General features: G+C 61.7%; 24 protein-coding genes. 8 read left to right on the top strand and 16 right to left on the bottom strand.

Translation table 11 applies throughout. The annotated features are described in order from the left end of the window. Nucleotides 1–83 precede the first annotated feature (83 nt). From dprA to V2B23_RS24000, 3 genes are read right to left on the bottom strand one after another with little or no spacing between them, the layout of a single operon-like run. Entirely contained in the window at nucleotides 84–1,211 is a 1,128-nt protein-coding gene (gene dprA / locus V2B23_RS24010) for a DNA-processing protein DprA (protein WP_430952578.1), read from the bottom strand. Next, nucleotides 1,208–2,716, bottom strand: coding sequence for a YifB family Mg chelatase-like AAA ATPase (locus tag V2B23_RS24005; protein WP_430952577.1), 1,509 nt, complete (start codon nucleotides 2,714–2,716; stop codon nucleotides 1,208–1,210). Before V2B23_RS24005 ends, dprA begins: the two co-directional genes overlap by 4 nt. Then, nucleotides 2,716–3,072 carry a YraN family protein gene (locus tag V2B23_RS24000; RefSeq protein ID WP_033236531.1) on the bottom strand — a complete coding sequence of 119 codons (357 nt, stop codon included), beginning with the start codon at nucleotides 3,070–3,072 and terminating at the stop codon, nucleotides 2,716–2,718. The genes V2B23_RS24005 and V2B23_RS24000 overlap by 1 nt, the downstream gene beginning before the upstream one ends. A 258-nt stretch (nucleotides 3,073–3,330) precedes the next feature. Here V2B23_RS24000 and V2B23_RS23995 point away from each other — a divergent pair, with 258 nt between their 5' ends. The 4 genes from V2B23_RS23995 to V2B23_RS23980 all read left to right on the top strand — a co-directional run bounded on the left by V2B23_RS23995 (nucleotide 3,331) and on the right by V2B23_RS23980 (nucleotide 6,204). Further along, nucleotides 3,331–4,065 carry a hypothetical protein gene (locus tag V2B23_RS23995; RefSeq protein WP_430952576.1) on the top strand — a complete coding sequence of 245 codons (735 nt, stop codon included), beginning with the start codon at nucleotides 3,331–3,333 and terminating at the stop codon, nucleotides 4,063–4,065. 142 nt (nucleotides 4,066–4,207) lie between these two features. Further along, nucleotides 4,208–4,624, top strand: coding sequence for a hypothetical protein (locus V2B23_RS23990; protein ID WP_430952575.1), 417 nt, complete (start codon nucleotides 4,208–4,210; stop codon nucleotides 4,622–4,624). Nucleotides 4,625–4,706: 82 nt separating this feature from the next. Beyond that, nucleotides 4,707–4,925, top strand: a complete 219-nt coding sequence (locus V2B23_RS23985) for a hypothetical protein (protein WP_095885971.1) — start codon at nucleotides 4,707–4,709, stop codon at nucleotides 4,923–4,925. Nucleotides 4,926–5,022: 97 nt separating this feature from the next. Beyond that, nucleotides 5,023–6,204, top strand: a complete 1,182-nt coding sequence (locus tag V2B23_RS23980; protein ID WP_287163118.1) for an RtcB family protein — start codon at nucleotides 5,023–5,025, stop codon at nucleotides 6,202–6,204. A 61-nt stretch (nucleotides 6,205–6,265) separates the two neighbouring features. On the opposite strand, the gene V2B23_RS23975 is transcribed toward V2B23_RS23980, so the two are convergent. From V2B23_RS23975 to V2B23_RS23950, 6 genes are all read right to left on the bottom strand, one after another. Next, nucleotides 6,266–6,571 (bottom strand): DUF2469 domain-containing protein, encoded by a 306-nt coding sequence (locus tag V2B23_RS23975; RefSeq protein WP_003942715.1) that lies wholly within the window; start codon nucleotides 6,569–6,571, stop codon nucleotides 6,266–6,268. Between the two features lie 37 nt (nucleotides 6,572–6,608). Continuing rightward, nucleotides 6,609–7,298 (bottom strand): ribonuclease HII, encoded by a 690-nt coding sequence (locus V2B23_RS23970; protein WP_072782561.1) that lies wholly within the window; start codon nucleotides 7,296–7,298, stop codon nucleotides 6,609–6,611. A 12-nt stretch (nucleotides 7,299–7,310) separates the two neighbouring features. Then, a complete protein-coding gene (lepB, locus tag V2B23_RS23965; protein ID WP_430952574.1) occupies nucleotides 7,311–8,132 on the bottom strand; it encodes a signal peptidase I in 822 nt (273 codons plus the stop codon). 54 nt (nucleotides 8,133–8,186) lie between these two features. After that, complete coding sequence (gene rplS / locus V2B23_RS23960; RefSeq protein WP_092808524.1) at nucleotides 8,187–8,528, bottom strand: 50S ribosomal protein L19; 342 nt, start codon at nucleotides 8,526–8,528, stop codon at nucleotides 8,187–8,189. An 89-nt stretch (nucleotides 8,529–8,617) separates the two neighbouring features. Next, the gene (locus V2B23_RS23955) at nucleotides 8,618–9,505 is read right to left on the bottom strand and encodes a hypothetical protein (protein WP_430952573.1); all 888 of its coding nucleotides are present in this window, start codon (nucleotides 9,503–9,505) and stop codon (nucleotides 8,618–8,620) included. An 80-nt stretch (nucleotides 9,506–9,585) separates the two neighbouring features. After that, nucleotides 9,586–11,913 carry a Tex family protein gene (locus tag V2B23_RS23950; RefSeq protein ID WP_430952572.1) on the bottom strand — a complete coding sequence of 776 codons (2,328 nt, stop codon included), beginning with the start codon at nucleotides 11,911–11,913 and terminating at the stop codon, nucleotides 9,586–9,588. A 75-nt stretch (nucleotides 11,914–11,988) separates the two neighbouring features. On the opposite strand from V2B23_RS23950, the gene V2B23_RS23945 reads away from it, so the two are divergent. Beyond that, on the top strand, nucleotides 11,989–12,981 hold the full coding sequence (locus tag V2B23_RS23945; RefSeq protein ID WP_430952571.1) for a serine hydrolase: 993 nt from the start codon (nucleotides 11,989–11,991) through the stop codon (nucleotides 12,979–12,981). Nucleotides 12,982–12,983: 2 nt separating this feature from the next. On the opposite strand, the gene rffA is transcribed toward V2B23_RS23945, so the two are convergent. Together rffA and V2B23_RS23935 are read right to left on the bottom strand one after the other, a co-directional pair. Then, nucleotides 12,984–14,123: a dTDP-4-amino-4,6-dideoxygalactose transaminase gene (gene rffA / locus V2B23_RS23940; RefSeq protein WP_430952570.1), complete on the bottom strand. Its 1,140-nt coding sequence runs from the start codon at nucleotides 14,121–14,123 to the stop codon at nucleotides 12,984–12,986. Continuing rightward, nucleotides 14,113–15,102, bottom strand: a complete 990-nt coding sequence (locus V2B23_RS23935; protein WP_430952569.1) for a glycosyltransferase — start codon at nucleotides 15,100–15,102, stop codon at nucleotides 14,113–14,115. The genes rffA and V2B23_RS23935 overlap by 11 nt, the downstream gene beginning before the upstream one ends. A 173-nt stretch (nucleotides 15,103–15,275) precedes the next feature. Between V2B23_RS23935 and V2B23_RS23930 the strand changes: the two genes are divergently transcribed. Both V2B23_RS23930 and V2B23_RS23925 read left to right on the top strand, forming a co-directional pair. After that, complete coding sequence (locus V2B23_RS23930) at nucleotides 15,276–17,474, top strand: hypothetical protein (RefSeq protein ID WP_430952568.1); 2,199 nt, start codon at nucleotides 15,276–15,278, stop codon at nucleotides 17,472–17,474. Continuing rightward, nucleotides 17,471–17,914 carry a GtrA family protein gene (locus tag V2B23_RS23925; RefSeq protein WP_430952567.1) on the top strand — a complete coding sequence of 148 codons (444 nt, stop codon included), beginning with the start codon at nucleotides 17,471–17,473 and terminating at the stop codon, nucleotides 17,912–17,914. Before V2B23_RS23930 ends, V2B23_RS23925 begins: the two co-directional genes overlap by 4 nt. A 4-nt stretch (nucleotides 17,915–17,918) precedes the next feature. Here V2B23_RS23925 and V2B23_RS23920 read toward each other — a convergent pair whose 3' ends face one another. Then, nucleotides 17,919–18,497, bottom strand: coding sequence for a TetR/AcrR family transcriptional regulator (locus tag V2B23_RS23920; RefSeq protein ID WP_430952566.1), 579 nt, complete (start codon nucleotides 18,495–18,497; stop codon nucleotides 17,919–17,921). A gap of 69 nt (nucleotides 18,498–18,566) precedes the next feature. Between V2B23_RS23920 and V2B23_RS23915 the strand changes: the two genes are divergently transcribed. Next, entirely contained in the window at nucleotides 18,567–19,142 is a 576-nt protein-coding gene (locus tag V2B23_RS23915) for a dihydrofolate reductase family protein (RefSeq protein ID WP_430952565.1), read from the top strand. On the opposite strand, the gene trmD is transcribed toward V2B23_RS23915, so the two are convergent. Genes trmD through rpsP form a run of 4 tightly spaced genes read right to left on the bottom strand, consistent with a single transcriptional unit; the run spans nucleotide 19,139 to nucleotide 21,160 of the window. Beyond that, on the bottom strand, nucleotides 19,139–19,843 hold the full coding sequence (gene trmD / locus V2B23_RS23910; RefSeq protein WP_430952564.1) for a tRNA (guanosine(37)-N1)-methyltransferase TrmD: 705 nt from the start codon (nucleotides 19,841–19,843) through the stop codon (nucleotides 19,139–19,141). The genes V2B23_RS23915 and trmD overlap by 4 nt on opposite strands. 7 nt (nucleotides 19,844–19,850) lie before the next feature. Then, nucleotides 19,851–20,435, bottom strand: coding sequence for a ribosome maturation factor RimM (gene rimM, locus V2B23_RS23905; protein WP_430952563.1), 585 nt, complete (start codon nucleotides 20,433–20,435; stop codon nucleotides 19,851–19,853). Between the two features lie 15 nt (nucleotides 20,436–20,450). Further along, nucleotides 20,451–20,693: an RNA-binding protein gene (locus V2B23_RS23900; RefSeq protein ID WP_033236551.1), complete on the bottom strand. Its 243-nt coding sequence runs from the start codon at nucleotides 20,691–20,693 to the stop codon at nucleotides 20,451–20,453. After that, complete coding sequence (gene rpsP / locus V2B23_RS23895) at nucleotides 20,690–21,160, bottom strand: 30S ribosomal protein S16 (RefSeq protein WP_033236552.1); 471 nt, start codon at nucleotides 21,158–21,160, stop codon at nucleotides 20,690–20,692. Before rpsP ends, V2B23_RS23900 begins: the two co-directional genes overlap by 4 nt. Nucleotides 21,161–21,241 lie beyond the last annotated feature (81 nt).

Below are 21,241 nucleotides of genomic sequence, written 5' to 3'. Positions count from 1 at the left end.
GACACGCTACACAACATTGTGCCAACGATCTGGCAAATGACCGATCACACCATCGCGCCGAAAATAGACCCACTGCACAACGCCTATTTCGTACGAAACCACCCGCTGCCGTCAGAGTCGATATAACCCTCCAACTCGAGCAGTGGAAGTGTTGCACGAACCTGGGAAATCAGCAGCCCAGATGCCTCGGACAACTCATTTGTACTTCGTGAACCGCTTCCTGGTAATGCCTCGTACACGAGCCGAGAATTACCGGTCAACGAGTCGATGTCGCGAACCGCAGCAGCGTCCTGCTCTGAATTCAGAACACCGAACGGTCCGGAAACTTCTACGACGTCGACCGCGTTCGCAACAAGATATGCCTCTCCCTCACGAATCATTCTGTGACAACCGGCAGACGACGATGATGTCACCGGTCCTGGCACCGCCATTACCGGGCGACCTAATTTCCGCGCCCAGTTAGCGGTGTTCCTCGCACCACTTCGCCATCCCGCTTCAACCACGACCACCCCGTCGGACAACGCAGCGACCAGTCGATTCCGGGCAAGAAATCTGAACTTGGCCGGAGTAGTCCCCGGCGGGTATTCGCTCACCACTGCTCCGGAACTCACGATCTGACGCAGCAATCGAGCATGACCGGACGGGTAGGCGCGGTCCACTCCGCACGCCAACACAGCAACCGTGGTGCCGCCTACGCCCATTGCCGCTCGATGCGCTGCGCCGTCGATGCCGAAAGCTGCACCCGACGTCACCGTCCACCCGTCCACTGCCAAGTCGCCGGCTATCTCAGCGGTCACGTGTTCACCGTATGCCGTCGACGCTCTCGTACCGACAATCGCGACAGATCTCTCCGTCAGTTCCGTCAAATCACCAGAACCCAAGACCCACAGAACAAATGGTGGGACTTCACCTGCTGCTACGTCGAGATCGCCTAACGGGAGTAGTCGCCACGACGGCCATTCCGGCGAATCCGGCGTCACCAACCTGCCTCCCATCGCCGCCATCAGGTCCAGATCGCGTTGCGCCGTATCGATATGCGCCCGAGCCCGGGTCTTCTCCTCCAACGACGGCGGCAGATCCCTGGATTTCACGGCGCGTGCCGTCTCCTCGACGCCGAGGTGCTCGACCAACGCGGCCAAATGAACGCTCGGCCCTTGCGCAACTGCGGACAGGTACGCCCAGGCGAGTTGTCGCGGATCATGTGTGCTCACTGAAATCCCCTGTCTCGGAAATCGAGTGCCGTTGCAACCTGATCGGGGCCCGGCATTGATTCACCTGCCAAATCGGACACTGTCCAGGCAACTCTCAAAGCCCGATCAGCGCCTCGCGCGGTGATCACGCCTTTGCGAAGCGCACGCTCGACGGGCGCCAGAGCGTCGCGTGAGAGTCGGAACTTCTGTCGCAGCGCCGGGCCGGGAACTTCGGCATTGGTACGCCAGCCGTAGTCACTCCAGCGTTCCGCTGCGGCATCACGCGCCGCGGATACTCGCGTTCGGACGCTTTCGGTGCTCTCGCCCACTTCGTCGATCAACGCACCCGTTGCGACAGCCTGCATCCGCACCCGAATATCGACTCGATCGAGTAGTGGTCCCGACAGTTTGCCCAGATACCGTCGCCTCGCCGCGGGTGCACACACGCAGTCTGCGTCACGCGGTGGTGCGCACGGGCACGGGTTTGCAGCCAAGATCAACTGGAAACGCGCCGGGTACCGAGCGACTCCGTCACGTCGCGCTATCCGAACTTCGCCGTCTTCCAACGGTGTTCGCAAGGCTTCGAGCACTTTGACGCCGATCTCCGCGCACTCGTCGAGGAAGAGCACCCCGCGATGTGCCCTACTCACCGCACCTGGCCTCGCCATCCCGCTACCACCACCGACCAACGCACTCACGGACGAACTGTGATGCGGCGCAATGAACGGCGGCATGTCGATCAACGGATGCTCCGCCGTCAACACACCCGCCACCGAATGAATCGCCGTCACCTCCAGAGCCTCGGACTCCGTCAGCGGTGGCAATATCCCCGGAAGTCGCTGAGCCAGCATCGTCTTCCCAATTCCCGGCGGGCCCGTCAACATCAAATGATGTGCACCGGCGGCAGCCACTTCGATAGCCCAGCGCGCATCCGCCTGCCCGACCACCTCACTGAGATCACGCACACCCACCTCCACCGCCCGCTCGAAAGGCTCCGGAACAGGCAGGAAAATCTCACCCCGCAACCACGAAAGCACCGACGCCAAATCAGCGGCACCGAGCACCTCGATCCCCTTGACCAACCCCGCCTCCGCCATTGTCTGGCGCGGAACAACCACCGTCCCCCAACCCGCCCGCTTCGCCGCCAGAACCGCAGGCAACACACCCCGCACCGACCGCAACCGGCCATCCAACGCCAACTCACCCAAGAAGATGGTCTCGCGTAACTCCTTGCGCGGCAATTTCTTTGCCGCATCCAACACAGCCAAGGAAAGAGCAAGATCGTACACACTTCCCACCTTCGGCAACGTCGCCGGCGACAACGCCAAAATCACCTTGCTGTCCGGCCACTCCTCCCCCGAATTCGTCACTGCCGCCCTAATCCGATCCCGCGACTCGTGCAACGCCGTATCCGGCAACCCCACCAACTGCACACCCGGCAAACCACGCCCGATATCCGCTTCGATCTCCACGATCTGACCGTCGACGCCGCTGACCGCCACCGAATGCGCCCGCCCCAACGCCATCAGAACGCATCCACAAAATGCTCGACCACCGGATCTTGATCGCGGCGAATCAACACCGCCACCACATCAAAACGCACCTTCGACCACGACCGACCCGAATCACCGAGCCACTGCAACGCCAACACCCGAATCCGGCGCCGCTTCGCAAACGTCACAGCCTCCGCCGGCGACCCGTACCCCACCCCACTACGAGTCTTCACCTCGACAAAAACAATCCGATCATCAACCGTCGCAATAACATCCAACTCGCCGTACCGACACCGCCAATTCCGTTCGACAATCTCCAAACCCGCACCAACCAGGAACTCCGCAGCCACATCCTCGCCGCGCGCCCCCAATGCCATGTTCCCCGCCATCACAGCCCCCACCGTTCCGGTCCCGCGCGCCCGCCCATGCAAAACGCGTCCCACCCGTCACAGTGCCCCACCCACACCACACCCCGACAAAAAGAAAACCCACCTGTTGATAACTCGAGACCTGTGGAATTCGGCAGAACAGGCGGCATACCGGCAATATTCCGATTCCCACCAAAACTGGACGGCGGTCCAGTAGAACTGGTTATAGTTTTTGCTCGAACCTATAAGACCGCTGCAACCCGCTGAATGGAGTTCTACATGTCACGCCGCTCACTACGCCACGCAGTAGCGACCACTACGTCTCTCGTCCTCCTCGCCGCCGGCGTCACTGTCGGACTCGGAGCATCGGTGGCACAAGCCGCACCCGCATGCGCGCTCAGCCAGTCGGTCACCGACAACTGGCCCGGCTCCGTCTGGACGGACTACACCGTCAGCAAAGAGGTTGTCGGCGACGGCACCGTCGCACCGGGTCAGACAGTCACCTACATCACGAAGGTGTCCGGCTCGGGAGCACTCGTCAACGAGATCCGCGATTTCCACCCGGCAGGATTCCAGTTGGTCAAGGCTCGCCTTAACGTCAAATGGCTTATCGGAAACCAACAGTGGGAAGATGTCACAGGCACGGCCGTCGTCAACGGTACTTCCGTAGTGGCCAAGGGCGGCGGGTGGACGACGGCCGGCGGCGGCGTCATCGCTCTGGAAACCACCTACAAGGTTCCCGATAATGCCACGGTCGGCAGCAAGCTCGACAGCGGCGCCGGCACCAACATCGTGCTCGCGGCCGGCGACTGGAACATCAACCCGATGGGCGTGTGCGTCACCATCCGGCAGCCGAATCCTGTCGAGGCCGGCGCCGGCAGCCTCGAGGATATGGGCTTCGGTTCAGTGAACACCGGATCGGGCCAGGTATTCGGCTCCCTCACCGATCCGCAGGGATCGATGACCAACGTCCTCGGCGGAGTCCTGGGCAATGTGATCGGCAATTTGAGCTAACTCAGTTCGGGGAAGGAAATGGGCAGAGCCGCCCAGCGCATGCTGGTAGCTCTGCCCATTTCTACGTTGATTGCCCATTTCGACATTGAACTGTGGCCTGGATTCGCCCGGTCATGTGCGGCGTCGCCCCTATTCTCGACAGATGACAAAACCGCGAATGCGCCATTTCGCCCAAGCTGCCGTCGTCGCAGCTTCAGTTGCAGGAGTTTCCCTCGGCGGCGCCGCGCTCGCGCAGGCCCAGGACGAGTGGCCGCCGATTCCTCCGTACCCGAGTCCGTCGGTACCGTTCGAGGCTTCGAACTTCCTGACCCCCGAGAACCCGAATTACTGGAATCCGTTTGTGAATCAAGACCGGCTCACCTCGCCGTTCGGCACCAGCACACGCATTGTGTGCACGGCATTTCACGGAGTTCTGACCGGATGCTGGCAGGCCGATCAGTACGGTAATCCGCACAAATTGATTCGCCTCCAAGCCAATGTGCCCAACGTGTCCGGATCCGGTCTCCCCGGCGGTGGACCAGGCCACTTCGTATACCCGGGCTTCATCCCCGGCAGCTGACGATAAAACTCACCTTCGAATATCTGTTCGAAGAGTGCTAGCCTGAGACCAGGACGTATCGACGAGCACATCGAGGACCGCCATGGACGAAACAACGGACGCAACCTGCGAGTTGGCGCGGCTGGTCGAGGAGTTGACAGTGCTGGACCAGCGCCGCGTCGACATCGGCGAGAGCTTGGTCCACCTCGAGTACGTCTATTCGCACGCGGGGGCAGAGCATCAGGCTGCAGCGGCCCGAAAAGCCTTCCAGGAGAAGTACGTCGGCCGCATCTACGAACTTGCCGACGGCCTTCGGACCTGAAAATAGGTTGCGCACACCGCCTCTCGGCGCGCATGGTTGATCCCGCACACCACAAGGACCAGCAGGTCCTCGACGTGCACTATGTGGGAGAAAACTGATGGAGAAGATCACCGAAAGGCTGTGGAACTGGGCATCGATACTCGACGAGAAAACTCGCGAGCAAGCGTTGCGCACGTCCCAGATGCCTTTTGTCCGTCCACATCTGGCATTGATGCCTGATGCGCACCTCGGTGCGGGTGCGACGGTGGGTTCGGTCATCCCGACGGAAGGCGCGATCATGCCTGCCGCCGTCGGCGTGGATATCGGCTGCGGAATGATCGCAGTCAAAACCCAGTACAACGCTCAGGACCTGACCGGTCGCGATCTGAGCGCACTTCGCCACAGCATCGAACGCTCGGTCCCCCTGTCCGCCGGTGTCTACAACAAGTCACTGACCGCGACGGCGCAAACCCGTATCGCAGAGCTCGAGGCGATGGCCGGCGATCGACTGCCCTTCTACGACAAGTTCAAGAACAACTGGCGTTTCCAGCTGGGAACGCTGGGGTCGGGCAATCACTTCATCGAGGTCACCCTCGACGAAAATGACAACGTGTGGCTGTTCCTGCACTCGGGTAGCCGCGGTGTCGGCAACAAGATCGCACAGCACCACATCAAGGTCGCGCAAGAACTGTGCGCCCGTTGGCACATCGACCTCCCCGACCGGGATCTTGCCTACCTGGTCGAGAAGACACCCGAATTCGACTGCTACATCACCGATCTGAACTGGGCGCAGCATTTTGCTCTGCTGAACCGGGAGGAGATGATGGATCGGGTAGTGAAGGACTTCGCGTACTTCATGGGCGACGGCGTTCCGGCAGTCGTGGAGGAACTCGAGAGGATCAACTGTCACCACAACTTCACCCAGAAGGAATTCCACATGGGTCGCGGTGTGTGGTTGAGCAGGAAGGGTGCAATCAAGGCCGACGTTGGCGTGCCAGGACTCATCCCCGGGTCGATGGGAACGGCCAGCTACGTCGTGGTCGGCAAGGGCAATGTGCCATCGTTCAAGTCCAGCCCGCACGGCGCCGGTCGTGTCTACGCCAGGAACAAGGCAAGGCGGACGTTCACGATCGACGATCTCGACAAGGCCATGGTCGGCATCGAGTACAAGCGTTCGAAGGCGTTTCTCGACGAGATTCCGGGAGCGTACAAAGACATCGACGTCGTGATGGACGACGCCAAGGACTTGGTCGAAATCCGTCACACGCTGCGTCAGATCGTCAATGTGAAGGGCGACTGACCCGAATAAACAACAATGACGGCCGCGCCGAAATCGGCGAGGCCGTCATTGTTTGTAAAGGTCAGTCCGGCAGGCGCAGATCCGGCTTGTCCAGCTCTTCGATGTTGACATCCTTGAACGTCACGACGCGCACGTATTTCACGAATCGCGCCGGGCGGTACATATCCCACACCCACGCGTCGGACATCCGCAGTTCGAAGTAGATCTCGCCATCCGAATTATGGGGAAGCAACTCGACCGTGTTGGCGAGATAAAAACGTCGTTCGGTCTCCACGACGTAGGAGAACTGTCCGACGATGTCCCGGTATTCGCGGTAGAGCGACAGCTCCATCTCGGTTTCGTACTTCTCGAGATCCTCGGCACTCATCGGTTTAGCCAGTCCTCCCAGTTCGTCTGAACCTTCATCATCCCGTATGCCCCGCGCGCTGCTCCACCCGGAGTCCCGCAGCAACAACATTGGCGTAAGTCATCCGGTGCTCCGGGCACGGACCCAGCTCGTCGAGCGCGTCCATGTGCACGGGTGTGCTGTATCCCTTGTGGATCGCAAAGCCGTATCCGGGATGGGTGCCGTCCATCTCTTCCATCACGTGATCACGTGTCACTTTGGCGAGCACACTGGCGGCCGCGATGCACGCGGCTGCGGCATCACCACCGATGACTGGCAGCGACGGCGCAGGCAATCCGGGAACTCGAAACCCGTCGGTGAGCACATATCCGGGTGGAGTCTCGAGGCCGGCAACAGCGCGTCGCATCCCTTCGATGTTGGCGACATGGATGCCGATCCGATCAATTTCCTCGGCTTCGACAGAAATGACACTCCAGGACAATGCCAACCGCTTGATCTCCGGAAAAAGTTCTTCGCGGGCACGTTCGGTGAGCTTCTTCGAATCGTCGAGACGAGCAAGGGCCACATGCGGTTTCGGCGCCAGAACACACGCCGCGATGACCAGTGGGCCGGCGCACGCACCGCGTCCGGCTTCATCGACACCGGCGACCGGACCCATCCCCGTTCGATACAGCGCAGACTCCATCGTTCGCAAACCTGTTGATCTGCGAATGACCACTCGGGGTGGCCAAGTACTCGAACTACTCACGGTCGTCTGCGCTCAATTACTTTGGGGATCAGGTGAACTGATGCTACCCATCCGTGAGGGCGGGAGAACGATGAAGCGTGCCTGCCCGATGATGTTGTCGAGCGGGATCGTCCCCTGCAACTCGTCCTGCACATGGGCGCGCGAATCGGCGGAATTGCTCCGGTTGTCGCCCATCACCCACACGTGTCCCTCGGGAACGGTGACGGGAGCAAAGCATCTACCGGATTGAACAGCGGTTTGGCAATCCTGAACGCCGGGAGTGAACGGGTAGTCCATCTTGACGTACGGCTCGTCGAGCGGTTTGCCGTCCACGAGGACTCGGCCCTGTTCGTCGCAGCACTCGACGGTCTGTCCGCCGGTGGCGATGACGCGCTTGACCAAGTCGTTCTCGTCGGGCGGAACCAGGCCGACCCACGAGCCGACCTCTTGAACGCCGCGGACCAAGACATTGTCGGACCGAGTGGACGTGTAGTGGGTATTCCATGAATCAGGGCCCTTGAAGACGACTACGTCGCCGGGCTGCGGATCGCCGAAGCGGTATCCGATCTTTTCCACCACGATGCGGTCACCGGTGCATCCTGCACAGCCGTGCAGGGTCGGTTCCATCGACTCGGACGGAATGAGGAAAACGCGAAAGACGAATGCTTGTAAAACGATGCTGAGGACCAGCGCCACCCCGATCAGTATCGGGAGTTCCCGGAAGAACGATCGTTGTTTCTTGGGTGAGCGGTGTGATGTCTGTGGTCGAGGAGTGTTCTGTTCCTCGGGACTACCTGTTCCATCCTGATTCTCGGGTCCGGACGACAATGCCTGCTCCTTCGAAGAATCTGCCACAGAAACAGATTAGCCCGACACCGCGCGTACGCGGTGCCGGGCCAATAAGAAAGATCAGCGCTTTTCCTTGATCTTTGCCTTCTTGCCGCGCAGCTCGCGCAGGTAGTACAGCTTCGCGCGACGAACGTCACCGCGGGTCAGGATCTCGATGGAGGCCAGCGTGGGGCTGTGAACCGGGAACGTACGCTCGACACCGACGCCGAAGGAAACCTTGCGGACGGTGAAGGTTTCGCGAACGCCGCCACCCTGACGACGAATAACGACGCCCTTGAAGACCTGCACGCGCTCCTTCGAGCCTTCGATAACCTTGACGTTCACGTTGAGCGTGTCGCCGGGGCGGAAGTCAGGAATGTCGTCGCGCAGCGACTTCTTATCCAGGAAGTCCAAAGTGTTCATGTGTCATCCTTGCATTTCGCAGGAGCAGAGGAACCGAGCGGCGACGCTTCGGTAAGCCCGATACGACGCTCGACTGGTTCGTGCCCAGATCAAGTACTGCTGCCTGGTCCAGGCAACCCGTCCATTGTGCCAGACGCGGACAGCAAGGGCGAAACCGGAGGTGGCGGAGCCGGTTGAATCGTGTGGTCGAGTTCCTCCTCCGCCGCGGCCATCGCATGTTCGACGCTCGGCGACCCGGCGATCAGATCCTGGACGTAGATCTTGGCCCGGATGACTGGTCGTCGCCATTTTCGTTCACGTTCGAGCGCCCGTTTCATTCGTTTCGGTTTGCGGGTGTACCGCCACCGCGCCCACGGCGCACCGGGCCGACTGAGCCTGAGCGCTCCGACGATCAGCAGCGGGAGGATGAACAGCCCGACGAGGCCCGTCCAGATCTTGCCTTTGAGAATCACTATCGCGGCCAGGCCGAAGTTGATCAGCGCGACGAACACGAAAACCAATCTGATCCACGGGTTTTTCTCTTCGCGGAAGCCGGCCAAGTCCAGCAGCTCGAGCGGACGGAAGCCGAGTAGAACGAGGCCCGTCACCGCGATGGCGACAAAAACCGCGTCGACCGACGTCCTGCCCTGCTCCGACCAGTAGACGTCCTTCAAATAGAAGATGAGCGCAAATTCGTCGAGCACCAGTGCGGCGCCCATCCCGAAGATTGCAGCGAGGACCGCTCCCGTGGTTTGGGAACCGTCCACGTAAACCGCGATCAGTGCGCCACCCGACGCGATCATGGCGACGACGCCGAAGACCACGTGGTGAACGTGCTGACCACCCGGGGTGATGTTGCCCGGCCACCACTTCACCTGCGCGCGGATCATTCGCACGCTGATCCGGATGAACAGGAACGCAGCGAGAAATCCGAGAAGAAAGAACAACAGCGGCAATCGGCCGTGGGCGACTATCTCGCGGTCGAGCCACTCGCCCATTACTGCCCTCGCTCCACAAATTCCCCGACCCGGTCTGCTCAATTGTGGCAAACCGGGCGGGGTGAATCATTCGAACCCTCTTATTTGCCGAATCCCGCATTGCGCAAGGCATCGGCCATCGAACCGGATGCCGGTGCACGGTTGTCGGGGCGCTTGTCCCGACCGCCCTGCTGCTGGCCTCCGCCCCGGCGCTGCTGCTGCCCGCCTTGACCCTGACGTGGGTTCTGCCCACCGCGGGGACCGTCGGACTTTCGCGGCGGCGCACCCACTTCGTCGTCGAGTCGCAGTGTCAGCGCGATGCGTTGGCGGGCTTCGTCGACCTCGAGCACCTTGACCTTGACGACATCACCCGACTTCACCACTTCCCGCGGGTCCTTGACGAAGCTGTGCGACATCGCGGAGACGTGCACCAATCCGTCCTGGTGTACTCCCACGTCGACAAAGGCGCCGAAAGCCGCGACGTTGGTGACCACGCCTTCGAGCACCATTCCGGGCTTGAGGTGTGCGACCTTCTCGATGCCGGCGGCAAAGGTGGCTGTCTTGAACTCCGGACGCGGATCACGGCCCGGCTTCTCGAGTTCGGTGATGATGTCGGTGACGGTGGGGAGGCCGAAGCGGTCGTCGACGAAATCTGCGGCCCGCACCGAGCGCAATGCCGTCGCGTTGCCGATGACACTGCTGACATCACCACCGGTGCTCGCGACGATCTTGCGGACGACGGGATACGCCTCGGGGTGCACACTCGACGCGTCGAGCGGGTCGTCGCCGTCGGCGATGCGGAGGAAGCCCGCACACTGCTCGAACGCCTTGGGTCCCAACCGCGAGACATCCTTGAGTGCCTTGCGCGTTCGGAACGGCCCGTTCTGATCTCGATGCGAGACAATGCTTTCCGCCAGTGACCCGGCGATACCCGAGACACGGGCCAGCAGCGGCACCGACGCCGTGTTCACGTCGACGCCCACCGAGTTCACAGCATCCTCGACCACGGCGTTGAGTGAACGCGAGAGAAGCGATTCTGTGATGTCGTGCTGGTACTGGCCGACGCCGATGGACTTCGGGTCGATCTTCACCAGTTCGGCGAGGGGATCCTGGAGGCGACGCGCGATGGAGACGGCTCCGCGGATGGACACGTCGAGGTCCGGCAGTTCCGCAGATGCGTACGCCGACGCAGAGTACACGGACGCACCGGCTTCGGAGACAACGATCTTGGTGAGGTTGGTGGCGCCGGACTTGGTGATCAGATCGGCGGCCAACGTATCGGTCTCGCGTGACGCGGTGCCGTTGCCGATGGCGATCAATTCGACGCCGTGCTTGGCAACCAAGCTCGCCAGTGTGGCCAGGGCGGCGTCCCGCTTGTTGTGAGGCTGATGCGGATAGATGGTCTCGTACGCAACCACCTTGCCCGTACCGTCGACGACGGCAACCTTTGTGCCCGTTCGGAATCCGGGGTCGAGACCCATGGTCGGACGAGCGCCGGCGGGCGCCGCCAGGAGAAGGTCTTTGAGGTTGGTCGCGAACACGTCGACGGCATCCTTCTCCGCAGACTGGCGCAGGCGCATCCGGACGTCGACGCCGAGGGTGACGGCAAACTTGGTCCGCCACGCCCATCGAACGGTGTCGAGGAGCCAGCCGTCTGCCGCGCGTCCACGATCCGCGATGTCGAATCGGGTGGCGATGCGGCCTTCGTATACCGTCCGCTCCCCCGGTGCGAGTTCCGCAGTATCGGGGGCCATCGTCACCGACAGCACTTCTTCCTTCTCTCCGCGCAGTACCGCGAGGATTCGGTGGGACGGAAGTTTCGCGAAGGGTTCGGAGAACTCGAAGTAGTCAGCAAACTTCGAGCCATCGGTTTCCTTGCCCTTGCGAACCGCGGAGACAACCTGTCCGCGGGTCCACATCAGCTCACGCAATTCACCGACGAGGTCCGCGTCTTCGGCAAAACGCTCGACCAGGATCGATCGCGCACCGTCGAGTTGTTCCTCCGAATACTGCGCAGGATCGGTGGTGGGATCCCCGATGAGCGCATCCGCCACGGGCTCGTGGCCGGCCTCGCGAGCGATCTGCGCCTTGGTGCGGCGCTTCTTCTTGAACGGCAGGTAAATGTCTTCTAGCCGCGCTTTTGTGTCGGCAAGCATGATCTGACCACGCAAGGCGTCGTCGAGTTTTCCTTGAGATTCGATCTCGACGAGAACCGAGTCGCGCCGCTCGTCGAGTTCCCGAAGGTAGCGCAGCCGCTCCTCGAGAAGTCTCAATTGAGCGTCGTCGAGGGTGCCGGTGACTTCTTTTCGATACCGGGCGATAAAGGGCACGGTGGCCCCGCCGTCCAACAGGTCTACGGCCGCAGCCACCTGCCCTTCGCGGACGTCGAGTTCCTCGGCAATGCGCTGGTTCACGGTCTTGAGAATCACGAGAACCGAGCCTACCGCTATCCTGGAACAAGAAGACCGGCAGACAGCGCCGTGTCCGGAGTCCGGGGGAAATTGATGACTGCGCGGTTCGTCCGGGTTATCGCAATGATTGGCGCAGTTACTTGTGCGGCATCATGCAGCGCGGCCGCGAACCAGGCAGCGTCCACCGAGACCTCCCCTTTCCCCGATACCAACGTGCCGATCGCGCAGGCCCTGGACGTGCGACTCGAACAGGCCCGCACTGCAGCACTCGATCGCGGTGCAGAGGCGTCGATTGCCGTATTCGACCGGACCACGAACAACTATCTCGAGGTAGGCGGCGATCAACAGATCGAAACAGCCTCGGTAGCAAAGCTTTTCATCGCCGAAGATCTGCTCTACCAAGATTCGCGTGGCGAACGCCCACTCGGCGAGGACGACCGCACCCTCATGGTTGCCATGCTCGAATCTTCCGATGACACGGCCGCCAATCTCCTATGGGACACTGCCGGAGGATCCGACCTCGTGAACCGGGTCGCGCAGCGCTACTCGTTGACCTCCACCACCGCGCCATACGACGGTTTGTGGTGGAACACCGAAACTACGGCGCGCGACTTGATCACGTTCTACGACGGAGTTCTCGACGACGCCGCTGGGCTGGGGGCGGATCGGATCAATCTGATCGTCGACCACCTCCGCGAATCCACGGCGACTGCCGCCGACGGCTACGACCAACGCTTCGGCCTCCCGGACGCTCTCTTCAACGAACCGGTGCTTGCCGTCAAACAGGGATGGATGTGTTGCATCAGCGACCAGTGGGTCCATCTGACCACCGGCATCGTCGGCGAGGACAACCGATTCATCGTGACCGTCACCACGCGCGAGGATATTCAGTATCAGGACGACGACAACTACGGACTCATACCGGATACCTCGATGACAGACGCCACCAATGACGAGAGTGCGCTCCACGCCCGCGACACCATCACGGGCGTAGCGCAGATCATTTTCCCCGACGGCACGGTGGACGAATGGTCACCCTCCACACCCACAACGGAAAAGCCCGTTCAGGAAGCGTCCGGGCCCTAGACCTACACGCGATACGACACCGCAGCATCTACGACGCGGCCCTGCTGGTCGGCTGTGAGCATCGGCCACAGTGGAAGTCGAAGAATCGTGGTCGAGAACTGCAGACTACGAACGCACGGCGCAGGCGTTCGGCCGTAGCGCAGTCCGGCCGCACTCGTGTCGAGGGGCACGTAGTGGAACGGTGCCACAACGCCGCGCTCGGCCATGTGCCGGATCATGGCGTCGCGACTGCCCTCGTTCGGCAACCGGAGATAGAACAGGTGCGCAGTGTGCTCACGATCCTCCGGAACAGTCATCAATTGCACGTCGTGATTCTTCGCCCAATCGGACAGGTTCTCGCTGTAGTCGTTCCAGACGCGATGACGGCCCGCATGAATCGCGTCGAATTCGGCTAGTTGAGCGTCGAGCACTGCCGCGTTGAGTTCACTGGGCAGATAGCTCGAGCCGATGTCCTGCCACGAGTATTTGTCGACCTGACCACGCAGGAATCGAGCACGGTTCGTGCCCTTCTCGCGGATGATCTCGGCGCGCTCCATCAATGCATCGTCGGAGAGCAACAGTGCGCCGCCCTCCCCGCAATGAATGTTCTTGGTATCGTGGAAACTTTGGGTGCCGACGGTGCCGATGGTGCCGAGTGCTCGGCCCCGCCACGTGCCGCCCAGTCCGTGCGCGTTGTCCTCGATCAACGCTAAGCCGTGTTCCTTCGCAAGTGCCAGCAGCGGTTCCATGTCGGCAGCCACACCGCCGTAGTGCATGACCAGCACGGCTTTGGTGCGCGGTGTGATCGCGTCGGCGACGGCGGCCGGATCGATGTTCCCGGTTTCCAGATCGATGTCGACGAACACGACGGTTGCCCCGCGCAGCGCGACCGCAGTCGCTGCGGAACTGAAGGCAAAACTCGGAACGATTACTTCGTCGCCCGGCCCGATTTCCAACAGAAGTGCACCGAGTTCGAGCGCGTGAGTGCACGAGGTTGTCAGCAGTGCATGCTTGGCACCGGTGATCGCCTTGATCTTTGCGGTGGACGAGGCGGTGAATGTGCCGTCGCCGTGAATGTGATCCGATTCCAGAACCGTTGCCAGATTGGTCAATTCATTCGCGGCGCGGTAGGGCCGACTGAAGATGATGCGGTCAGCGTTCACGGGTGACACCGTCCATTTCGGGTACGCCCGGACGTGGTGCGTCCACCTTGAGATACAGAGGTTTGCCCACCAGAATATGCAGGGCAACCCCGAGATATTCGGCAATGAGGCCGAGCGAGAACAGAATTGCACCCGAGCAGAGCAGCATCGCCACGATCATCGACGCCCAGCCTTCAGGATCGTTGTTGTCGCCGGTCACCGCTTGGACGAAAATCACCGCAGCCACGACCACTCCGGCGAGCGCGAGAGTCACGCCGAGCAGGCTGACCAACCGGAGACCCCGGGTTCCGCTGCACAACACCATCTTCCAGAACAGAGAGAACAACCGGCGGTAGTTGTAGCCGGATTCCTCTCGGCCCTCCGCCCGCAAGGTGACCGGAACTGTGGCGGTGTTACCCACTACCCAGGTCAGAGCGACGTCGAGGTACGCACCGTTTGCGGCGACCTCCGCCAGTTGTCTCGCGATGTCGCCACGAACAAGTCGGAAGCTCTCGAATTGCGCCGATGCCGGGAACGAAAAGACCGTCGCCAGAACCATCTTTGCGCCGCGCGACGTCACGTTCCGCAGGAATCCGTGGGGGCGGGTGTTGACCGGCTTCGAATAGACGAGGTCGGCACGTTCGCGCAGTGCGGAGTCGAGAAACGCGCTGATCGACGCCGGGTCGTGCTGCCCGTCCTCGTCCATCGTGACAATCCAGTCGCCGCGGGCAGCGGCCATACCCGCAATCGTTGCGGCGTCCTGGCCGTAGTTGCGGCTCAGCCAGATCACCCGCACATGGCCGAAACGGCGTTCCAACTCGAGCAGAACGACGTCGGAGCGATCTGGCCCGTTGTCGTGGACGAGGACGATCTCGTCGACCGAGAATTCGGCACCACCTGCGGTGACACAGGTACCGGTGAGAGTGTTCAGCTCGTCGACCAGCGCGGAAATCGTGCGTTCGCCCTGGTACACGGGCACCACGACGGAGATCGAGTGCACTCGCTTACTGCTCCCTTCGGGAACTCGACGAAGGGTCGAGTGATCAGTGCGACCGGACTCACACCGCCGCGAACTTTAACACGCGCGCATGTACGACTCTTGTACTTTGCCAACGGTTTACCTGCGCGCGTCACCGCCCGATTCCCCCATCCTGTTAAGGTCTGGAACTCGTGGTGGAAACTCGCATTCGCGCCAGAGCTGATGTGTACAAATGGGGTGCCGGTACCGCGGTCGGTGTGATCGCGGGATACGTCGCTGTCGTCCTGGCAAATGCCCGCCATTTCTACACCGATGACACCGAGTCCCAGTACGCCCCGTTGTGGGTGATGTTGGGCCGAAATCTGCGCGAGGGCCACCTACCAGTCCTGGTGCCGGAGAATTGGATGGCCGGGAACTACGCCATCGAGGAAGCCGGCCTTCTCAACCCACCACAACTGCTGATCGACCTGATAGCGCCGTCCTTCGACAACCTCGCGTTGTACGCAACGCTGGTCAAGCTGATCTTCGCGATCATCCTCGGCCTCGGTGTATTTCGGATCTGCCTCGAATACGGCTCCAAGCCAGCGTGGGCGGCCGTAGCCGGCGTCTCGATTCCCTTCACCGGTTTCCTGCTGTTCTTCGACGAGGCCAGTTGGATGACGGCCTTTACCGGCACCGCCTGGATGGTGCAGGCCTGGGCGTCGGCGATCCGGTACGCCCGCGGCAAGAGCGGTCCGATACCGACGTTTGTATTCCTGTATCTCGCGATGTCGGTCCAATATGTATTTCCCGCAGTCGAATCCGGCCTGATGATCGTTGCCGTGGCTATCGGCGAAGTGGTCTACCAACGACGCTGGCTGCCGTCCGTGCGACTCCTCGCCGTCTCCGCGTGTGCCGCACTGGCCGGTCTCGCAACCTACCTGCCGAGTCTGCTCACCGCCGACGTCACCTGGCGCGGCGCATCCGAGGTCAAGAACGACGCCTTCCTCGCCGTACCGTGGTCGGAATCCCTCAACGCCAGCCTGCCGAGCACGATGCCCGCATTCGTCTCGTGGTGGGGCTACATCCAGACCATGCCGATGGTCTACATCGCCTGGTTCCTGATTCCTGCGCTTGCGTTCATCGACTGGGGCAAAGCTCGCGGCGCCGCACGCGAACTGACGGCCGTCGGAATCTTCACGGTGGCCGTCCTCATGTGGACTGCCGGACCGAGCACCATCGGCCCCCTCCGCTGGCCCGCTCGGGTGCTCCCGATGGTGGCGATCGGACTGCTACTTCTGGTGTGCATCCTCCTCGGGCGCTACGCCACTACCGACAACTTGCGTCGCCGCGGCGCGGCCGCCGGAATCCTTGTCGGCTTACTCCTGATCCGCTCGGCGTCGGCTGCACCCAGCCTCCTGGAATGGCACGTGATCTCAGCCGTCGCCGTCGCTGCTCTCGGCGCCGCGATGGTCTGGCTCGGCCGCACTCGGGGAACGGCCGCTGCCTGCATCCTCGCTATTGCCGCCGTCTCCCCCATCGCCTACGCCCAGGTTCGCGCCGCGCAACCGACACCGATGAGCTGGAACCTGCCGGAGTCCCGTTCGGATATGAAAGAGGCCTTCCCCGAGTTCGACGGAACAACACTGCAACTCGCCGATCGCGCGCTCATCACCCCCGACCAACGCACCCTCGACGGCGCGTACGGCTCACTCGCCTTCGGCAATTATCCGAAGGATCTCGAACTCACCTATACCAGCGGTTACACCCCCAACGGGCACTACTACTTCGGCAATCTCCTGTGTATGCGATGGGACATGAGCGTGTGCCCCGACGCGTTCGCACGGGTCTTCGCCGTCGAACCCGAAACCGGCCGCACATTGGTCGATCTCATGAACGTCGACCGCGTGGTTCTGCAGAACGCGTTGTATCCCGATGCGCGTAGACAACCGGCCCCCGACGGCTGGAAATGGGTCGACTACCCCGGCCACGAGGACTACATCTCGGTACTCGAACGCGTTGATGGTCCGGTCTCCACCCGCAACGGCCGAATCTCGCACACCCAAGGGGTGGAAGCGACGTCGGTCGCGGAGACGAACATGTCGAGCACTCTTCGGGTCAGCTCGAACGCCGGCGGAAAGGTCGTCTTCGCCCGTCTCGGCTGGCCTGGCTACCGCGCCACCTTGAACGGCGAATCTGTTCCCATCGACGTTGTTGCGAAGTCCTTTGTCACCGTGGATGTTCCAGCCGGAACCCAGGACGCGGAGCTTGTTCTCACCTGGCGTCCGCCGGGATGGAAGATCGGCGGCGCGTCGATGGTCGCCGGAATTCTCGGTCTCGGCGTACTCGAATGGATGTATCTGCGTGGGCGTCGACGCGACCGGATCGACAACGCAGCGAACAACGTATCGTGAGCGAGGACACCGCCCCGGTAGCCGACCCGGGCCCGCTGCTGCGGATAGTGAAACATCAGCCCATCGCGTTTGCCGTTGTGGGAGTGGCCAATACAGCCATCGGATACGGGCTGTTCGTCATCTGGATGCTCGCATTGGGCAATGACAACCTCTACCCGGTCGCCCTGATCGGTTCCTACAGCATCAGCGTCCTGATCGCGTTTGTACTGCACCGGACTTTGGTCTTCCGCGTCCGGGGACACGTCGCCCGCGACCTCGGGGCGTTCATCGTCGTCAATTCCGGTGGGCTCGTACTGAATCTGATCCTGGGAACTTTTGCGGTGTCCGTCCTCCATGCACCACCGCTACCGGCACAGGCCGTGGTGATGCTGATTGTGGCCGGCGTGAGTTTTCTGGGGCATCGATACTTCTCGTTCCGGCGGAGCACCGACAACCACTGACCGGCTACCGATGTGGCGGCAACGCTCGATCCACAGCCGCCTCGACGACCGCACGAACGTCCTCCTGTCCGAAAAGATTCGGCAGGGTGAGCCGATCGAGAACCAGCCAGTTCAACGACATGTAGAGCAGTCGAACGGTCATCGCATCACCTGGCACTCCCGAGGCCAGGTGGTTGGCGACGTTGAGTTCGAAGTCTTCTCGGATGCGGTCCGTCAGAACCGCTCGAAGGTCCGGTCGACGCGTCGCCTCGAGACGCAACTCCATGAGCGCGAGGAACCCCGTTCCGAATGAGGTGACCCGTTCGACCACTTCGAGCATGAGCGTCACCAGTCGTTCACGATCGGTGCCGTTGACGGGATCGATCATCGCCTCGAGGTTGTCCGGTATCAGTCGCTCGTAGATCCGGCCACCGGTTTGAGTGAGCAGGTCGTCTCGATTTGCGAAGTAGTTCGACGCAGTCCCGTTCGGCACGGCCGCCTGCGTATCGACGGCTCGAAATGTCAAGCCTCTAGCGCCCTCTCGTGCCAGTACCTCGATTGCCGCATCGATCAGCGCCAGTCGGCGTTCCGGGTTCTTTCGCACTTGACACCGCTCCTGTCACGACCCTAAATTTAAACCACTACAAACAGAGTACTACGAACGGAGTTGTACATGCGCAAGCTTGTGTACTACGTCGGAACGACGCTGGACGGATACATCGCGGGCCCCGGAGGAGAGTTCGATTTCTTTCCGCTCTCCGATCAGATGACCGCGTCGATGAACGAGCGTTACCCGGAAACGGTACCCACGCACATCCGGCCACACGTCGGAATGGGCAACCCGCCGAACAGGGTTTTCGACACCGTCCTCATGGGCCGCGGTTCCTACGAGCCTGCACGAAGCGTCGGCGTGAGCAGTCCATACGCGCACCTTCGGCAATACGTCGTATCGACAACGCTCCCGGATATCGACGATCCGGCAGTCAACCTTGTGCGGACCGACCCGTCAGCGAAGATCCAGGAGCTCAAAACTGAAGAAGGGCAAGATATCTGGCTGTGCGGCGGCGGAATACTTGCCGGGGAACTGCTGCCGGAGATCGACGAATTGATCGTCAAGAGGTACCCAGTCATTGCGGGTGCGGGAATACCGATGATCGCCGGAACATTCGAGCCGATACTTTTCACGCCTACGGCCAATGAAGTGTTCGACAACGGCGCAAGCGTCACCTGGCTGAAGCGAAACAGCTAGGGCAGTAGATCCGGCCGACGTTCGGTGGTGCGCTGCAGCGACTGCTCATGGCGCCATGCCTTGATCTTCGCGTGATCGCCGGACAGCAGGACGGGAGGAACTTCGAGGTCGCGCCAGACCGCCGGACGGGTGTAGCTGGGCCCTTCGAGGAGACCGTCGGAGAACGAATCCTCTTGGTGCGACAGCTGATTGCCGAGTACACCGGGCATCAAGCGAACTACGGCTTCCACCATAACGAGGACAGCTGCCTCGCCGCCGATCAGGACGTAATCGCCGATGCTGACCTCTTCGACGCGCACCCGCTTGGCCGCGTCGTCGAAGACACGTTGGTCGATGCCTTCGTACCGACCGCACGCAAACACAAGATGGTGCGCCTTCGACCAGCGATGTGCTGTTGCCTGAGTGAAGGGAACACCGGCGGGAGTTGGCACCACCAGAATGGTGTCGGCATCATCCGGGCCGGAAGAATCGGAGCGTCCGAGGACGTCGTCGAGGGCGGGACCCCACACGGTGGGTTTCATGACCATGCCCGGTCCCCCGCCATACGGGGAATCGTCGACGGCCTTGTGTACGTCATGGGTCCACGAACGCAGATCGTGGACGTCGACCGAGATCAAGCCACGTTCGATTGCCTTGCCCAGTAAGGCGGCACGAAGCGGTTCGAGGTACTCGGGGAAAATGGTGACGACGTCGAGACGCATGAATCGATCAGTCGCTATCGGAGTTAGACTTGTCGCTGTCGCTGTCGCTGTTCGACTTGTCACCGAAATCAGGGTCCAGCAGACCCTCGGGAGGCGTGATCTCGACCAGACCGTCGGCAATCGACACCTTGGTCACGATGGCGGCGACAAACGGGATCAGCAACTCACCGGATGTCTCACCGGTGCGGCGAATGGAAAGCAATTCGCCTGCAGCGGAGTGCAATACCTCGATCACAGAACCCACCTCGGTACCGTCGGCCAGAACGACCTTCAGTCCTTCGAGTTCGTGATCGTAGAACTCGTCCGGATCGTCGGACGGTTCGAGTTCACTGCTGTCGATGACAAACAACGTGCCACGCAAGGCATCTGCCTCACCGCGATCGTTGACGCCTTCGAGACGCAGCAGGAGCCGCCCGGAATGATCCCGGGCGGCTTCTACTGTGTAGGACTTGCTAGTGGACTCGCGTGGCTTATGCCCACGCAGCACAGTTCCAACGGCAAAGCGCTCTTCAGGTTCGTCAGTACGAACCTCTACGACCAGTTCACCTTTGATGCCATGCGACTTCGCGACACGACCGACGACGAGTTCCACTCGAGTTACTGCCGTCTACTGATCGGTGTCGACGACGTCGACGCGAATGCCACGGCCACCGATACCGGAGACCAGGGTACGCAGAGCGGTCGCGGTGCGGCCGCCCCTGCCGATGACCTTGCCGAGATCGTCGGGGTGCACGTGCACCTCGACGGTACGTCCACGGCGTCCGGTCATCAGTTCGACGCGTACGTCGTCAGGATTGGCGACAATGCCGCGAACCAAATGCTCTACCGCATCAGCGACGACGGCACTCACTTGTCAGCAGCCTCGGCGTCTGCAGCGGGAGCCTCGGCGTCAGCTGCGGCGTCGTCTGCCTTGGCCTCGTCTGCCTTGGCAGCCTTCTTCTTCTTGGGGGTGATTGCTTCTGCAACCGGCTCGTTCTCGGCCTGCGCGAGTGCAGCCTGGAACAGTTCGAGCTTGGAGGGCTTGGCTTCCTTGACACGCAGGGTGCCTTCGGTGCCCGGGAGGCCCTTGAACTTCTGCCAGTCACCGGTGATCTTGAGGAGAGCCTCGACGGGCTCGGTGGGCTGGGCGCCCACGGACAGCCAGTACTGAGCGCGCTCGGAATCGATGTCGATCAGCGACGGCTCTTCCTTGGGGTGGTACTTGCCGATGGTCTCGATCGCACGGCCGTCACGACGGGTGCGGGAGTCGGCGATGACAACGCGGTACTGAGCGTTGCGGATCTTGCCGAGGCGGGTGAGCTTGATCTTGACAGCCATGGCTGCGGTACTCCTTCAGCGCGCACAACAGTGCGGCGCGTGTCACGTGCAATTCAGCAACCCCCACGAATTTGGGGGCCC

Origin of the sequence: Rhodococcus sp. 24CO (assembly GCF_050586165.1) — a bacterium.
GTDB lineage: Bacteria > Actinomycetota > Actinomycetes > Mycobacteriales > Mycobacteriaceae > Rhodococcus_F.
Note: the sequence above shows the minus strand (reverse complement) of the source record. Positions and strands in the feature narration are given on the sequence as shown.

What these genes read in the sequence shown, in the direction of transcription:
- rplS (WP_092808524.1), bottom strand. Translation starts at nt 8,528, where the DNA reads ATGAACACTTTGGACTTCCTGGATAAGAAGTCGCTGCGCGACGACATT.
- V2B23_RS23990 (WP_430952575.1), top strand. Translation starts at nt 4,208, where the DNA reads ATGACAAAACCGCGAATGCGCCATTTCGCCCAAGCTGCCGTCGTCGCA.
- V2B23_RS23985 (WP_095885971.1), top strand. Translation starts at nt 4,707, where the DNA reads ATGGACGAAACAACGGACGCAACCTGCGAGTTGGCGCGGCTGGTCGAG.
- V2B23_RS24005 (WP_430952577.1), bottom strand. Translation starts at nt 2,716, where the DNA reads ATGGCGTTGGGGCGGGCGCATTCGGTGGCGGTCAGCGGCGTCGACGGT.
- V2B23_RS23980 (WP_287163118.1), top strand. Translation starts at nt 5,023, where the DNA reads ATGGAGAAGATCACCGAAAGGCTGTGGAACTGGGCATCGATACTCGAC.
- V2B23_RS23975 (WP_003942715.1), bottom strand. Translation starts at nt 6,571, where the DNA reads ATGAGTGCCGAGGATCTCGAGAAGTACGAAACCGAGATGGAGCTGTCG.
- V2B23_RS23995 (WP_430952576.1), top strand. Translation starts at nt 3,331, where the DNA reads ATGTCACGCCGCTCACTACGCCACGCAGTAGCGACCACTACGTCTCTC.
- rpsP (WP_033236552.1), bottom strand. Translation starts at nt 21,160, where the DNA reads ATGGCTGTCAAGATCAAGCTCACCCGCCTCGGCAAGATCCGCAACGCT.
- V2B23_RS23915 (WP_430952565.1), top strand. Translation starts at nt 18,567, where the DNA reads ATGCGCAAGCTTGTGTACTACGTCGGAACGACGCTGGACGGATACATC.
- V2B23_RS24000 (WP_033236531.1), bottom strand. Translation starts at nt 3,072, where the DNA reads ATGGCGGGGAACATGGCATTGGGGGCGCGCGGCGAGGATGTGGCTGCG.
- trmD (WP_430952564.1), bottom strand. Translation starts at nt 19,843, where the DNA reads ATGCGTCTCGACGTCGTCACCATTTTCCCCGAGTACCTCGAACCGCTT.
- V2B23_RS23945 (WP_430952571.1), top strand. Translation starts at nt 11,989, where the DNA reads ATGACTGCGCGGTTCGTCCGGGTTATCGCAATGATTGGCGCAGTTACT.
- V2B23_RS23955 (WP_430952573.1), bottom strand. Translation starts at nt 9,505, where the DNA reads ATGGGCGAGTGGCTCGACCGCGAGATAGTCGCCCACGGCCGATTGCCG.